The 14,294-nt window shown below is 38.7% G+C and carries 12 protein-coding genes, 1 tRNA gene and 2 rRNA genes; 4 read left to right on the forward strand and 11 right to left on the reverse strand.

Annotated elements, in window-relative coordinates:
• Nucleotides 1-111 precede the first annotated feature (111 nt).
• The gene (locus tag A6B45_RS08195; RefSeq protein ID WP_010286910.1) at nt 112-501 is read right to left on the reverse strand and encodes a DUF805 domain-containing protein; all 390 of its coding nucleotides are present in this window, start codon (nt 499-501) and stop codon (nt 112-114) included.
• A 431-nt stretch (nt 502-932) separates the two neighbouring features.
• Nucleotides 933-1,004 (reverse strand) — tRNA-Asn (locus A6B45_RS08200).
• Between the two features lie 411 nt (nt 1,005-1,415).
• Between A6B45_RS08200 and ppcA the strand changes: the two genes are divergently transcribed.
• Together ppcA and A6B45_RS08210 are read left to right on the forward strand one after the other, a co-directional pair.
• A complete protein-coding gene (gene ppcA / locus A6B45_RS08205; RefSeq protein WP_072614131.1) occupies nt 1,416-2,930 on the forward strand; it encodes a phosphoenolpyruvate carboxylase in 1,515 nt (504 codons plus the stop codon).
• 96 nt (nt 2,931-3,026) lie between these two features.
• Complete coding sequence (locus tag A6B45_RS08210) at nt 3,027-3,929, forward strand: diacylglycerol kinase family protein (RefSeq protein WP_072614132.1); 903 nt, start codon at nt 3,027-3,029, stop codon at nt 3,927-3,929.
• Between the two features lie 17 nt (nt 3,930-3,946).
• On the opposite strand, the gene A6B45_RS08215 is transcribed toward A6B45_RS08210, so the two are convergent.
• Entirely contained in the window at nt 3,947-4,906 is a 960-nt protein-coding gene (locus tag A6B45_RS08215) for an ADP-ribosylglycohydrolase family protein (RefSeq protein WP_072614133.1), read from the reverse strand.
• Nucleotides 4,907-4,924: 18 nt separating this feature from the next.
• A complete protein-coding gene (gene metK, locus A6B45_RS08220; protein ID WP_072614134.1) occupies nt 4,925-6,082 on the reverse strand; it encodes a methionine adenosyltransferase in 1,158 nt (385 codons plus the stop codon).
• A 361-nt stretch (nt 6,083-6,443) separates the two neighbouring features.
• Here metK and A6B45_RS08225 point away from each other — a divergent pair, with 361 nt between their 5' ends.
• Nucleotides 6,444-7,271: a hypothetical protein gene (locus tag A6B45_RS08225; protein WP_072614135.1), complete on the forward strand. Its 828-nt coding sequence runs from the start codon at nt 6,444-6,446 to the stop codon at nt 7,269-7,271.
• A gap of 43 nt (nt 7,272-7,314) precedes the next feature.
• Here A6B45_RS08225 and miaA read toward each other — a convergent pair whose 3' ends face one another.
• Both miaA and A6B45_RS08235 read right to left on the reverse strand, forming a co-directional pair.
• Nucleotides 7,315-8,208 (reverse strand): tRNA (adenosine(37)-N6)-dimethylallyltransferase MiaA, encoded by an 894-nt coding sequence (miaA, locus tag A6B45_RS08230; protein WP_072614136.1) that lies wholly within the window; start codon nt 8,206-8,208, stop codon nt 7,315-7,317.
• Nucleotides 8,201-8,944 carry a glycerophosphodiester phosphodiesterase family protein gene (locus A6B45_RS08235; protein WP_072614137.1) on the reverse strand — a complete coding sequence of 248 codons (744 nt, stop codon included), beginning with the start codon at nt 8,942-8,944 and terminating at the stop codon, nt 8,201-8,203. The genes miaA and A6B45_RS08235 overlap by 8 nt, the downstream gene beginning before the upstream one ends.
• An 83-nt stretch (nt 8,945-9,027) precedes the next feature.
• Between A6B45_RS08235 and A6B45_RS08240 the strand changes: the two genes are divergently transcribed.
• A complete protein-coding gene (locus A6B45_RS08240; RefSeq protein ID WP_072614138.1) occupies nt 9,028-9,210 on the forward strand; it encodes a DUF3042 family protein in 183 nt (60 codons plus the stop codon).
• A 28-nt stretch (nt 9,211-9,238) separates the two neighbouring features.
• Here the strand turns inward: A6B45_RS08240 and A6B45_RS08245 are convergent, their stop codons facing one another.
• The 5 genes from A6B45_RS08245 to A6B45_RS08265 all read right to left on the reverse strand — a co-directional run bounded on the left by A6B45_RS08245 (nt 9,239) and on the right by A6B45_RS08265 (nt 14,169).
• Entirely contained in the window at nt 9,239-9,643 is a 405-nt protein-coding gene (locus A6B45_RS08245; protein ID WP_072614139.1) for a rhodanese-like domain-containing protein, read from the reverse strand.
• A gap of 67 nt (nt 9,644-9,710) precedes the next feature.
• Nucleotides 9,711-10,418: an adaptor protein MecA gene (locus A6B45_RS08250; RefSeq protein ID WP_072614140.1), complete on the reverse strand. Its 708-nt coding sequence runs from the start codon at nt 10,416-10,418 to the stop codon at nt 9,711-9,713.
• 56 nt (nt 10,419-10,474) lie between these two features.
• Nucleotides 10,475-10,909: a transcriptional regulator Spx gene (gene spx / locus A6B45_RS08255; protein ID WP_072614141.1), complete on the reverse strand. Its 435-nt coding sequence runs from the start codon at nt 10,907-10,909 to the stop codon at nt 10,475-10,477.
• 129 nt (nt 10,910-11,038) lie between these two features.
• Nucleotides 11,039-11,155, reverse strand: a 5S ribosomal RNA gene (rrf, locus tag A6B45_RS08260).
• Nucleotides 11,156-11,252: 97 nt separating this feature from the next.
• A 23S ribosomal RNA gene (locus A6B45_RS08265) occupies nt 11,253-14,169 on the reverse strand.
• Between the last annotated feature and the right edge of the window lie 125 nt (nt 14,170-14,294).

Raw genomic sequence — 14,294 nt, forward strand, 5'->3', positions numbered from 1 at the left:
TCTTATTCAAAGAAACAGCTCGAAAACCAATGATTATGCCAATGCTAATTTTGGTTTAAATAAAAAACACCTAGATTATTTTCTAGGTGTTTTTTATTTCACAAATTATTTCTAATTCACATTACTTTGGTTCAACGTCCAACGTGATTCCGGTGTCGTTGGTAAAATCATTAAAATAAAGAACCAAATATTTCCGATAATCGGAATCAGATCAATAAATATCCAACCAGCACTTCGATTTGTATCGTGCAGACGGCGTGCTTTCAAAGTAAAGGTAGCAATCCACACAATTATCATTACAATTCTTGTTGTCAAATTAGTAGACAAGTCACCAACAGTGTAGATGTCTTCAATTGAATGACCTTGCATATTTTCCAAGATGCTAACTAATATTCCACCCAAAAAATAATTGACAATTAACGGTACCCAGTACTGCGTCCTTGTTGCCGTTGCATGCCAAGAAAACATTTTTGTCCAAAATTCACGATAAGCATTAATCATATGATTTCCCCTTTTCTCTCATCATCAATCAATGATAACACTCTTTTTGGAAAAAGTTAATTTAGAGAACTAAGCGAGAATATGTTGACAATATAAAAAGCAGCTTACTCTCAAACAACAATTTCCAAAGCTTACACTGGGTAAATTATTATTTTCTCATCTAAGCAACTGCTGAAATAGAGCTATCAGGCACCATTAACATTCTTAGCTTAAACGCTGAGTAAACTACTCCTGGATTGAAAGAAACCCATTCCCGCTATCGTTAAGGATAACTTCAACAACTCGCATTGTTATTAGGACTTCCTCCTAATCTATACTTGTAGTATAGCATATAAACCTTCAAATTGCAAACGCTTACATTTTTTGTTTACAAACTAAATTAAATGACCAAAAAAGGCAACTCAACGAATTGTGAGTTGCCCTTTTACTAACTGCTCCACTTGGATTCGAACCAAGGACCTGCGCATTAACAGTGCGTTATTCTACCACTGAACTATGGAGCAATCAAATAAACAATGATTAAATTATAATGTATTAATTATTAGTTGTCAACACATTTTTCATAAAAAACATGTACTTTCATAATACAATTTTAATAATAAAAAAAGCCCCAACAGGCAGGACTATATCGAGGAATTTAATTTCAATCGTCTGTTGGGGTAGTAATGTTGTGAACAAACATTACTATTTTAGTATAGCCGCTACTTTAAAAATTATCCTAAAAAATGTTAGGTTACTTATCAAGATGAATGTTTCTCCAAAATATTATAATTAATTTGTATCAAAAATTTATTCCCTTGATACTCGAACAATAAGGTTTATTTAATATAATTATTCGTAAAAAAGCTGACATTATCTCTGATTGTCGTTTGTCAGTATGTTACAATATCATCAGTACAAATTAAGGAGCTATCATGACATCACGTAAAATCCCTTCAATCATGGGAACGCAACATCCAGATAATGCTAATGCGCCATTCTGGGAAAGTTCTCAGCAACCATTTATCAGTGCCTATCGAGAAACCGATGAAGCATTTGAAAACTTTAATGAATTAAATGTCGATGAGTATATGTGGGATTGGGAAGGTAAACATGCTGATGCAGCTGTCATTGATCGCTTGTTTAGCACAGAGTATGATTATTTCAAAGATCATCAAATCGGTCGTGACAAGTTTTTAACTTTCCGCTTTCCTAATATTTGGGAAGAAAAGGGCTACAACTTAATGCAAGCAATGACTGCCTTCTTAAGTTCTGAAGACTTCGCCCATGATCTTGGATTCTCTCGACCATTATTTGAAGCTATTCTGCCAATGGCACAGCGTGCAGACCAAATTTTGAAAATGCAAGTTTTGTTTGAGAAGTTAGCAAACTTCAAATCAGCAGAATTTACTCGCTCTGATAAAAACTCACCCTATATTGAAATGATCCCTCTTTTTGAGGATTTTGAAACGCAATTACATGCACCTGAAATTTTAAAGGAATATTTAAACCTCCACGAAGAACATTTTGGCTTCCGACCAAAATATATGCGTGTCTTCTTAGCCGGATCAGATTCTGCTTTAACAGCTGGATTTATGAGTTCAATTACTGGTAATAAACTAGCAATTGCGCGACTTCATGAGTTTGCTGAAGAAGAAAACATTGAAATTTTCCCAATTTCAGGAACTGGATCAGCAATTTTCCGTGGTGGATTATCTCCTCACCGTATCGATTGCTACGTAACAGAATTTCCAGGGGTACGCACAGCAACTGTTCAATCAGCATTCCGTTACGACTTTCCTATTGAAGAAGTGCAAAAAGGCATCGCTGAATTAAAAGAAAAATTGCCTGTTGCAGAACCATTAAAAATCTCTCCTGATGATCAAAAGATTTTAACTGAAATAGCTGAAGAATCCGCTAAGTTTTATTCTAATACGCTAGACAATTTGGTTCCTAGCATGCAAGCGATTTTCAAAGCATTCCCAAAGCGCCGTGACCGCCGTCAACACGTTGGTGTTCTCGGATACTCACGTTCAGTTGATGGTATCGAATTACCAAGAGCCATTAACTTTACTGGTTCATTCTACTCAGTCGGCGTACCACCAGAATTTATTGGTTTTGGACGCGCATTGAAGCATTTGGATGCTGATCATTTGAGTGTATTCGTTCGTTCATATCCTAGCATGAGCAAAGACTTTAATGAATTAGCACGCTTCGTTAATATGGATGCTTTGCAAATTCTAAAAACTCAAAACGCTGCTTGGGCCGAAGTTGAAGAAGATATTCTTATCATGCAACGTATTTTCAAGTTTGAAATTGGTCCTAAAACACGCGAAGAACAACAACATGCTGAAATAGCACTTCAAGTAGTTCAATTTAAAGATGGTGCTCCAGTTGCCATTACAGCTCTTATTAACCGCATGGCACAATTACGACACTTCCTTGGATAAAAGCCTGAACAGGCTTTTTTTATTTGCTCTCAGTTCGCCTTAACATTGAAATTTTGATACAATGATACTAATTTGTTTGAAAGTAAGAGTCCAAATATGCCAGATTTCCACATTATTAATATAGTTCACGATAAACACCAGGATATACAATCTGCAGATTTTGTCTCTCTCGTGAAAAATTCACTAAAGTTTGCTTCATGGCATGAGGCTACATTTGACGCAGAAGTAACTTTTATAGCAAAAAAAATGGCCAAAAACCTACCGGATGAATCATCAAATCATGTCATTTTAGTACTTGGCAACGACAATGCCTTGAATGCAGTATTAAATGGACTGCTTAGTGTCGAACGCCAACATCAACTTCCTATTAGTTATATACCTTTGGATCTCCATACTAATTTCAAACCTGCGCTCCGTCTCAAAGACAAAACAAACGCCTTACCTCAATTGCAACAAATTTATCACCCCAAGTTTTTAAATATTGGCAAAATCTGTGGTGATATACCCAAACATCAGACTAAATATTTTATCAGTAGAGTCGGCATTGGTTTTGATACTGCACTAACTGAACACAGGAAAAATAGTATCAATGATACCAGTCCATTCAACCTTAAAGTATTAAAAAATCATTTTTTGACTACTAAAGCCTTCTTTAATCAGAAAAGTTTTCCTGTAACGATTAACGCTTGCTCGGAATATTTGCAACTACCAAACTCCTTCCTACTAACCTTAACAAATAAAGCAACTACTACTGGAAACCTGACAGAAGCTGCGATAGAAATTACTGTTCTCAGAAAAATGAAGATGATGCAATTTGTCACAGGTGTTATTTTTAATCATAAAGATTTAAGATCAAACATCATACATCACGTTAACCTATCTCCTGGGGATGCTATTCATGTTCACGATATTCAACCCGGACATATTGATGGCGGATTACTTGGAAACGGTAGTTTTTCATTTACTGTTGATCAACAATCCTACCCATTTTGGATTTAAATTGCAAAATAAACCCACTAACCTAAGTTAGTGGGTTTATTTAATAGATTGAATCTTGATGAACGTTCAGCTTGCCCAATTACCGTCGTAATCACACGTTTTGAAACAAGATTTTGTCCCAATTCCAATACTAAATCATCTTTATAATATATTGCAGCAATTGCACTAACTAGGGTGGGTACAATACTGTTAGAATGACCATGAATTAAAGATTTTTCAACTGCTTGCGTGTAACTATCACTATTCAACAAGCTCCAAATAACTGCCTCCAATGTTGGCGAAGCTTTACCATTTAATTCGATTTTATCAGCTGGTATATTTGAAAAATCAGGTAGATTGAGATCATAAAACGCAGTCAATTCATTCACAAAAACTTGGTGGCGAGAATAATACTCAAATCCAAATGCTAATCCATTTTCTACGGCATCAGATATCAAATGCCCATCTAAGATTTGACTCACAATAAGGCTGAGCATCCCCACACTGACCAGAGCTCCCTCATCATTGTGCGTTAAACCAGCTATTCTGTGTAACATTAGCATGGCCTGTTCATCATTAATAAAAGAAACCCCTACTTGATGATATAAATAGAGAGATACTGGCAGCATGCGTGACAATATATTTTCACTATCAGCATCATCAGTACCAATTCCTGCTGCCAATATGTCTCTATTTTTAGTATAGTTTTCTAACGCCTTCTTGGTCACAACATCCACATCTTGAATTGTTCCCATTGGTGCATATTGGCGTTTTTTGTACCAGTTTTGCAAATGAATCATTACATCTGCTAACTGATACCCTCGTGATAAACTAGCGGTTGTTGTCAGTGCCAAGCTTGTCTGGGTACCCCATCTCAGCTCATGCTCTGACTCACCTCGTAACAATTTTTCCTGTTCACGAACTGGCAAATAGGCAATACTTTCGCCTACAGCCATTCCTTTCAACAAAAATTGAATTGTCGATCCTTTTTTAACCATATTTCATTTTATCATGAATTAAAGTAAGTTTTTGATTTCTTTCACCTTATCTAGTGATTCCCAAGGAAGATCGATATCCGTACGTCCGAAATGTCCGAATGCAGCTGTCTGCTTATAGATTGGACGACGCAAATTTAAGTTGTTAATAATAGCTAATGGTCTGAAGTCAAATAACTTAGTTATAATTTCATTGATTTTTTCTTCAGAAACTTTGGCTGTACCAAATGAATCAACATTCAATGATACAGGACGTGCAACGCCAATTGCATATGATACTTGCAGCTCCAATTTATCAGCAACACCAGCTGCAACCATGTTTTTTGCAACATAGCGAGCATAGTAAGCAGCAGAACGATCCACTTTTGTAGCGTCTTTACCTGAAAAGGCACCACCACCATGGTGAGCAGCACCGCCATAAGTGTCCACAATAATTTTACGTCCTGTTAATCCTGAATCGGCTTGTGGCCCACCTAAAACAAATCTTCCAGATGGATTAATATAATAAATCGTGTCTTGGTCTACCAAATCTTGTGGTAACACTTCATCAATGACATGTTTACGAATATCAGCTCGCAATTGTTCTAGTGTGACCTCGTCATCATGTTGTGTTGAAATAACTACAGCAGCGATGCGCTTAACTTTATCGTTATCATCTAATTCAACTGTTACTTCACCTTTAGCATCTGGTCTTAAATATGGTAAAATTTCGTTTTCACGTGCATCACGAATCTTGCGCATTAGACGATGTGACAAAGCCAACGTCAATGGTAAATAACTGTCTGTTTCGTTCGTAGCATAGCCAAATACCATACCTTGATCGCCAGCTCCAAGTTGGTCTGGATCATCTTCTGCATTATCGACAGCTTGTGCAATATCCCCTGATTGCTCAACAATTTTATTAGAAACGTTGACTGAATCGGCAGTAAACCCTAATTCAGCATGATTATATCCAATTTCACGAATTGTATCCGTCGCGATTTTGCGAATATTAACATAAGCATTCGTGGATAATTCACCAAAAATGGATACATCTCCTGTTGAAGTAGTCACTTCAACCGCTGAACGTGCCTTCGGATCTTGTTCGAGAACTGCATCTAAAATAGCATCGGCTATTTGATCAGCTATCTTATCTGGATGCCCAGCAGAAACTGATTCCGATGTGAAATACTTTACCATGAATACTCTCCTACGTTTGGTCGTCACCTTTAAATCAAAATAAAAAGCTAAAAGTCGCATAAAAAAGCGCGCTCGACAAGAATAGTCGAACGCGCTAACGTGACGACTATCTGTACAGATGGACCACCATGTCAAAACTGATGAAAATACACGCTCGTAGCTGCTTTTCATTATTTTGCCGGTTGGTGCAGGGTCATTGTGCTGTATCACTCACCTACTCTTGATAGCTGTTTTAAATTGTATAGACAATCATATCAAATGGTCCATTAAAAAGCAAATAGTGTTTAAAATATTTCATCTGTAACTATGTCGTTATCAAAACGACAACTTTACAATTCAAATTTACGGTACAATATTAGTCATGGAACAAGATTATTTTCAACAATCAAATATGGCCCATCGCCTGCCAGATGGTCGTTTAATGCCTCGACGATTAAGCAATGATGCTCAAGACAAAAGAAGTTTTGAAAATTTTTATCCGGTACATTTTCGTGATCGCCGTTTTTGGATACCATTGTCTGTAATCGTGATTTCTCTAAATATTATTTGGTGGCGATTACCCCTACTCCATACCCAATCTCTTCAAGGTTCCATTACTTGGCAAATTGCACCATTATTTTGCTATACAATAGCAATAGCAGTGGGTATGGCGCTTATGATGACTCAGAACTTCCGTAGTCTGATTAGTTATATTTTTTTTGCTGTTGGTAGCTTGTTCACATTTAGTTCGTTAATTCAATCAAGACATGAAATATTCGTCCTATTATTACTCTTATGTGTCTTTTTAGTCATCGTTCAACAACTCTGGCTTGGTTTACAAAACATTCTAGGATTAATTTTACTGGCCGTTCTAGCGACATTCACAGTGCCTATTGCTATTTTTTATGTACAAAATAATTTTGTAACCGAAAAATTTATTTTGCAATTATTACCCATGTTTTTCAGCTTTATTTTCTATTTCAACCCCATTTTAATGCCAAACCCCGATGGTAGAAAATTGAGCATTTTAACACTTGGTCTATTCTGGGTTGTATTGTTCAGCCATCATGTTGGTCTCAGCACTATCTTTGTTATACTTTTTAGCTTACTGGCTTTTGTACTACAGTTTATGAAGGCTAAGTTGGGTAATTGGCAAAATATGGGCTATATCTTATTACAAGCTTTCTCAATGTTATTGTTTTATCATTAAAAAAGAACACAGACGTGTTCTTTTTTGCTTACAAACACCAATATTATTTCAATGATAACCACCCTTCAATCATCTCTGTTAATCTAATTTCAGCCGTCTGTCCTTTTAGCCAGACTAATCCAGGTATTTGATGACGCAAATAGGTTAATTGTCGCTTTGCGTACCGCCTAGAATCTTGTTGCAGTTGATTAATAGCTTTATCCAAGGTTACTTGATTGCGTAAGTAAGGGAAAAACTCCTTGTAACCAATGGCCTTCCCTGATTGTAGTTCTTCTCCACCAGCGTCCAGAATTGTTTGTGCTTCCTTCAATACACCATCTTGAACCATTTGTGTAACACGGTTATTAATACGTTCATAAAGTAGCTCACGGGGCCAATCAAGGCCTATAACCAGCGCATCATACTTTGGCCGTTGTGTTAATTTTGCATCTTTTTTTCCATGTTTTGCAATTTGAATCGCTCTAATAACGCGTTGCTTGTTTTTTAAATCTACTTTTTGAGCACGATTAATATCTAAAGATTTTAATTCAACAACTAATTTCTCTAGTTCATAAGCATTTAATTTATGCACTTCTTCCGTATCGCTTGCGGCGTATTCTAGTTCTTGAAAGCCTAACAAAGCTTTAACGTATAACCCAGTGCCACCCACGATAATCGGTAATTTTCCTCGTGAAATGATGTCAGCAATCACTTTATCTGCAGCAATAATAAAATCACCCACAGAGTAATTAGCTGTTAAATCTACAATGTCAATTAAGTGATGCGGAACAATGTTTTGTTCCTCTTTAGTCACTTTTGCAGTTCCGATGTCCAAGCTGCGATAAATTTGCATCGAATCAGCTGATACAATTTCACCGTTGAAACGTTGTGCCATCTGAATAGATAAGCTGCTTTTCCCAGAGGCTGTTGGCCCAGTCAACACTACTATTTTATTCATTAACTTTTTGTATCTCCTTACGTATTCGACAAGCCAACGCTACTTGATTCGTGATGATTCCCGGTAATTTTGCTTTGAATACAGCACGCATGTCTTCTTCCTTGTCAACCGTCCAAGGGCGGATAGGCAATCCTATACGCCAGAATAATTTTGGCTTTCTCTTTAGTATTCTAATATCAGGATGTACAAATTTAAATACACCAATAATTTGTAACCACCAAACTTTGGGCGAAGGCCAAAATACTAATGCAGCGATTTTAGCATTAGGTTGAAGCTTCCGTATTATTTTTAATGATTTTAAGTTGAAGCTTTGATAAATAATACCATATGTCGGATCAAACTGATTCACTAAATTTAGAACTTCTTGCTCAATACCTGGATATTCAGTATGATCTGTTTTTATTTCTAAAAGTAGTGTTTTACTAAACTCTTCATTTTTTAAAAAAATTAATAATTCTTCTAGTGTTGGGATCGCAACATTATTCATCACTGGCTGTTTATAACTACCTGCATCCAACATTTTTATTTCTGCTAGTGTTAGTTCCTTTACTAAACCAGTCCCATTGGTTGTTCGATCTACTGTTTCATCATGGATAACTACAAGATGTCCATCCTTAGTACGATGTACATCAGTTTCAAGCATATCAATATCATATGCCAAGGCCGCCTCAAAAGCGGGTAGCGTGTTCTCTGGAGCAACTATTCGATATCCGCGGTGTGCTATTATTTCTGTCATGTTTTACCCAATCATAGTTATTTACAAATGCGCTAAAATGGTTGATAATAGTATCTAAAGAAACTTAAGAAAGTGGAGAAAATATGAAATCATTTAAATTAGGTATTATCATTGGAACTTTTGGAACAGCTGCTGCAGTTGCTGGAAGTGCTTTAGTATATCGTCACAAAGTTATCAAGCCTATTGAAAAGGCAGAAGAAGAGTACAATGAAGTCTCTAAAGCAGCTATCAGAAGAAGCGTTGCTGCACATCAATCACGATACTAAGAAAAAGAACCGCAATATTGCAGTTCTTTTATTTTGTCTTTTTACCTTCATAACGATTAAAACCGCCTCGTAATATGAAAACCTTATTTTTTTCAAAACCTTGTTTGCTTAATGATTTAGCAGCTCGCACAGCGTCACGAAGATTATCATCGTATAAAAAGATATCGCGATCTTTACGCAAACCAGATTTTCCCTGCAAAAAATTCATAGCGGCAATGTTTCGAGATCCTAAAATATGTGATCGTTTATACAACGTACTTTCACGTACGTCAATAATTTGACCATTATCTGCTTCTAGTTTTTCAGTAAATTCAATGGGCTTTAACAATGTACCATGCATTTTTGCCGAGACAAACACCCAAAGCCAACCAGCAAATGAAAGCAAAATCCATGCAAATGCAATTGTCGCTACCAATAATAATATGTTATTCATACTTTTCCTCTTTAACCTCTTAAATAATCTTATTTAATTGTACCAAAAAAAAAACGCTTTGTAGCGTTTAAGAAAATAAACTTTTAATTTTTTCAAGTGCCTCATGCTTCAGTATAAGTTGTCCATGTTCATGCAGAACCTCATGTGTAACATGACTGATACGAGAAAATTCTAAAGCAATTGCCAATTCATTTTTTAATTGTTCTTGACTGACAGAATGATCCGGAACTAATAGATTTAAATAATACGCGCCCTCATACAAATATAGGTCAGAGACTAAATTTTCGATTTTAAGGCTATTCGCAATAGCAATAGCATTCTCAAAATCTGATAGCGCCAATATTACTTGCGTATTTTCAAAGTTCTCTTGAGAACCATCTTTATGATCACTTGAAGATATTTTTGATTTCACGATATCTCCTTTATCTGATTGACGCAATTCTTGACGTCTCTTGTCAGAAATATTATCAATATTTGCCGGTTGTTTGCTAGCAAAATTGGTAATATTTTCTAATATGTCAGAAATTTTGTTTTCTTCATCTAGTCGTGAAATGAATAATTCCAATCCATTACGGTTTGGTAAAATTTGAAATGAAACTTGATCATCATCTTCAAAATCATGCTCAGTATCTACTTCAGACAAAATATTATAAAAAAAAGATTCAATTTTTTCATGATTACCTAATAATTCCATTACAGTAATTCCACGATCTTTTAAATCAGAATTATCAATCATAACACGGATTGTATTTTCATTAATTCTTTCCTTTTCCATATTAATATTCCTTTCAAAATTTATAGATCAGAGCTGATATTACATTCAAAGAGATCTCACACTTCTTCAACAACTAAGTTCTTCGCTTCTTCCTCAAAGTCAGCCTTATATGTTGCGCGGATTAATTCGCGCTGCCGAACAGTTCGTGGCAGAAAACGACGAATTTCATCCTCATTGTAACACACTTGCATGCGTCTATCATCAATAATTATTGGTCGCTTAAGTAATGAAGGATATTCCACAATCAACTTAATCAACCCATTTATAGTAAGATCTTCTAAACACATATCTAAATTTGCAAAAACTTTTGAACGTCTAGAAATTATTTCGTCCGTACCATCTTCAGTTAAGCGCAACATTTTACTCACTTCTTCTGCTCGTAATGGTTCTTTACTTAAATTTCTTTCAAGGTAGGAAATATTGTGTTCTTCCAACCACTGCTTCGCTTTTCTGCATGAGGTACAACTCGGTGATAAAAATAATGTAACCATAAGAATGTTGACCTCCCAAAAATCTTAGTAATTACATTATACCGTAATTACTGAACAAAGTACATGAACCTAGTGCAATCAACTAACAAAAAAGAAGTATCTCAATGAGATACTTCTTTGCTATGTACGGCACCGCATCGTCCTATCCTCGCAGGAAGCGATCCTCCAACTACTTTCGGCGCTATAGAGCTTAACTTCTGTGTTCGGTATGGGAACAGGTGTGTCCTCTATGCTATCGACACGACACCTTGAGTGTTAGCCACTCAAAACTAAATAGTAACAAATTCTTCTTCTATCCTAAACCACTCATAATTGCTTATCGAATATTTCTATCCTTTAGACTTTGGTTAAGTCCTCGACCTATTAGTACTAGTCCGCTCCATTGATCACTCAACTTCCACTTCTAGCCTATCTACCTCATCATCTCTAAGGGGTCTTACTCTATTAAATAGATGGGAAATCTCATCTCGAGGCGAGTTTCACACTTAGATGCTTTCAGCGTTTATCTCGTCCATACATAGCTACCCAGCAATGCTCCTGGCGGAACAACTGGTACACCAGCGGTATGTCCATCCCGGTCCTCTCGTACTAAGGACAGCTCCTCTCAAATTTCCTGCGCCCGCGACGGATAGGGACCGAACTGTCTCACGACGTTCTGAACCCAGCTCGCGTACCGCTTTAATGGGCGAACAGCCCAACCCTTGGGACCGACTACAGCCCCAGGATGCGATGAGCCGACATCGAGGTGCCAAACCTCCCCGTCGATGTGGACTCTTGGGGGAGATGAGCCTGTTATCCCCAGGGTAGCTTTTATCCGTTGAGCGATGGCCCTTCCATGCGGAACCACCGGATCACTAAGTCCTACTTTCGTACCTGCTCGAGTTGTAGCTCTCGCAGTCAAGCTTGCTTATGCCTTTACACGCTACGAATGATTTCCAACCATTCTGAGCAAACCTTTGAGCGCCTCCGTTACCTTTTAGGAGGCGACCGCCCCAGTCAAACTGCCCGCCAGACACTGTCCACGATCACGTTGAGTGACCAGTGTTAGAATGTTCATACAACGAGGGTAGTATCCCACCGTGCGACTCCGACTAGACTAGCGTCCAATCTTCTACGTCTCCTACCTATTCTGTACAAGCAGCACAAACATTCAATATCAAGCTACAGTAAAGCTCCATGGGGTCTTTCCGTCCTGTCGCGGGTAACCCGCATCTTCACGGGTATTTAAATTTCACCGAGTCCCTCGTTGAGACAGTGCCCAGATCGTTACGCCTTTCGTGCGGGTCGGAACTTACCCGACAAGGAATTTCGCTACCTTAGGACCGTTATAGTTACGGCCGCCGTTTACTGGGGCTTCAATTCGTACCTTCGCCGAAGCTAAGCACTCCTTTTAACCTTCCAGCACCGGGCAGGCGTCAGCCCCTATACTTCATCTTACGATTTTGCAGAAACCTGTGTTTTTGATAAACAGTCGCCTGGGCCTATTCACTGCGGCTCATGTTTTACCATGAGCACCCCTTCTCCCGAAGTTACGGGGTCATTTTGCCGAGTTCCTTAACGAGGGTTCTCTCGCTCACCTTAGTGTTCTCCACTCGACTACCTGTGTCGGTTTGCGGTACGGGCAGTGTAATACTTCCTAGAAGCTTTTCTCGGCAGTGTGACATCTCAGACTTCTCTACTTTATTTCGATCCGCATCACAGCTTGTCCTTATAGAGAAAAGCATTTCACTCTTCTCAAGACTTACTGCTTGCACGCACATATCCATCAGTGCGCATCTGGTAGCCTCCTGCGTCCCTCCATCGGTAATAACGCATTACAACTGGTACAGGAATCTCAACCTGTTATCCATCGACTACGCTTCTCAGCCTCGCCTTAGGTCCCGACTAACCCTGGGTGGACGAGCCTTCCCCAGGAAACCTTAGTCATTCGGTGGACAGGATTCTCACCTGTCTTTCGCTACTCATACCGGCATTCTCACTTGTAAGCGCTCCAGCAGTCCTTACGATCTACCTTCGTCGCCCTTACAACGCTCTCCTATCGCGCCACTTAGTGGCACCCGCAGTTTCGGTAATATGTTTAGCCCCGGTACATTTTCCGCGCAATGGCACTCGACTAGTGAGCTATTACGCACTCTTTAAATGGTGGCTGCTTCTAAGCCAACATCCTAGTTGTCTATGCACTATCACATCGTTTTCCACTTAACATATATTTAGGGACCTTAACTGGCGATCTGGGCTGTTCCCCTTTCGACGGTGGATCTTATCACTCATCGTCTGACTCCCATTCATACATATCTGGCATTCGGAGTTTATCAAACTTTGGTAACCCGAGATGGGCCCCTAGGCTTAACAGTGCTCTACCTCCAGTATGCTTATAATGAGGCTAGCCCTAAAGCTATTTCGGAGAGAACCAGCTATCTCCAAGTTCGTTTGGAATTTCACCGCTACCCACAGTTCATCCGAGCATTTTTTAACATGCACCGGTTCGGACCTCCAGTAAGTTTTACCTCACCTTCATCCTGACCATGGGTAGGTCACTTGGTTTCGGGTCTACAGCATCGTACTATTCGCGCTATTCACACTCGCTTTCGCTGCGGCTCCGGTCTTTCCACCTTAACCTCGCACGATACCGTAACTCGCCGGTTCATTCTACAAAAGGCACGCCATCACCCATTAACGGGCTCTGACTTCTTGTAGGCGTCGTGGTTTCAGGAACTATTTCACTCCCCTTCCGGGGTGCTTTTCACCTTTCCCTCACGGTACTGGTTCACTATCGGTCACTAGGGAGTATTTAGCCTTACGGGATGGTCCCCGCAGATTCCGACCGGATTTCACGTGTCCGGCCGTACTCAGGATCCTGAAAAGAGTGTGCTTCATTTCGCTTACGGGGCTATCACCCTCTATAGCCAAGTTTCCCAACTTGTTCTGCTATAAAACACTTTTGTAACTCTTATATATCAGTCCTACAACCCCAACATGCAAGCACGTTGGTTTGGGCTCTTCCCCGTTCGCTCGCCGCTACTTAGGGAATCGATTTTTCTTTCTGCTCCTGCTGCTAATGAGATGTTTCAGTTCACAGCGTATTCCGTCAAATATCCTATGTATTCAGATACAGACAACTCTTACGAGTTAGGTTTCCCCATTCGGAAATCTTTGGGTCATAGCGTACTTACCGCTCACCAAAGCTTATCGTAGTTAGTCACGTCCTTCATCGGCTCCTAGTGCCAAGGCATTCACCACGCGCCCTTATTAACTTAACCTATACAACCGTAGTTGTGGTTTAAGTTTATGAGTTGGTCATTTTTCAGACCTGCGATTAAACCGTTCTTTTTAAAGAACTTTTTGTGTTGTTTCTCGGTTCATTTTAGTACAATCTTTCGATTGC

The sequence above is a fragment of the Leuconostoc suionicum genome (assembly GCF_001891125.1).
Classification (GTDB): Bacteria; Bacillota; Bacilli; order Lactobacillales; family Lactobacillaceae; genus Leuconostoc; species Leuconostoc suionicum.

Excerpts from the sequence above, each read along its gene's own strand:
- A6B45_RS08195 (WP_010286910.1), bottom strand. The coding sequence starts at position 501 with ATGATTAATGCTTATCGTGAATTTTGGACAAAAATGTTTTCTTGGCAT.
- ppcA (WP_072614131.1), top strand. The coding sequence starts at position 1,416 with ATGACATCACGTAAAATCCCTTCAATCATGGGAACGCAACATCCAGAT.
- A6B45_RS08210 (WP_072614132.1), top strand. The coding sequence starts at position 3,027 with ATGCCAGATTTCCACATTATTAATATAGTTCACGATAAACACCAGGAT.
- A6B45_RS08215 (WP_072614133.1), bottom strand. The coding sequence starts at position 4,906 with ATGGTTAAAAAAGGATCGACAATTCAATTTTTGTTGAAAGGAATGGCT.
- metK (WP_072614134.1), bottom strand. The coding sequence starts at position 6,082 with ATGGTAAAGTATTTCACATCGGAATCAGTTTCTGCTGGGCATCCAGAT.
- A6B45_RS08225 (WP_072614135.1), top strand. The coding sequence starts at position 6,444 with ATGGAACAAGATTATTTTCAACAATCAAATATGGCCCATCGCCTGCCA.
- miaA (WP_072614136.1), bottom strand. The coding sequence starts at position 8,208 with ATGAATAAAATAGTAGTGTTGACTGGGCCAACAGCCTCTGGGAAAAGC.
- A6B45_RS08235 (WP_072614137.1), bottom strand. The coding sequence starts at position 8,944 with ATGACAGAAATAATAGCACACCGCGGATATCGAATAGTTGCTCCAGAG.
- A6B45_RS08240 (WP_072614138.1), top strand. The coding sequence starts at position 9,028 with ATGAAATCATTTAAATTAGGTATTATCATTGGAACTTTTGGAACAGCT.
- A6B45_RS08245 (WP_072614139.1), bottom strand. The coding sequence starts at position 9,643 with ATGAATAACATATTATTATTGGTAGCGACAATTGCATTTGCATGGATT.
- A6B45_RS08250 (WP_072614140.1), bottom strand. The coding sequence starts at position 10,418 with ATGGAAAAGGAAAGAATTAATGAAAATACAATCCGTGTTATGATTGAT.
- spx (WP_072614141.1), bottom strand. The coding sequence starts at position 10,909 with ATGGTTACATTATTTTTATCACCGAGTTGTACCTCATGCAGAAAAGCG.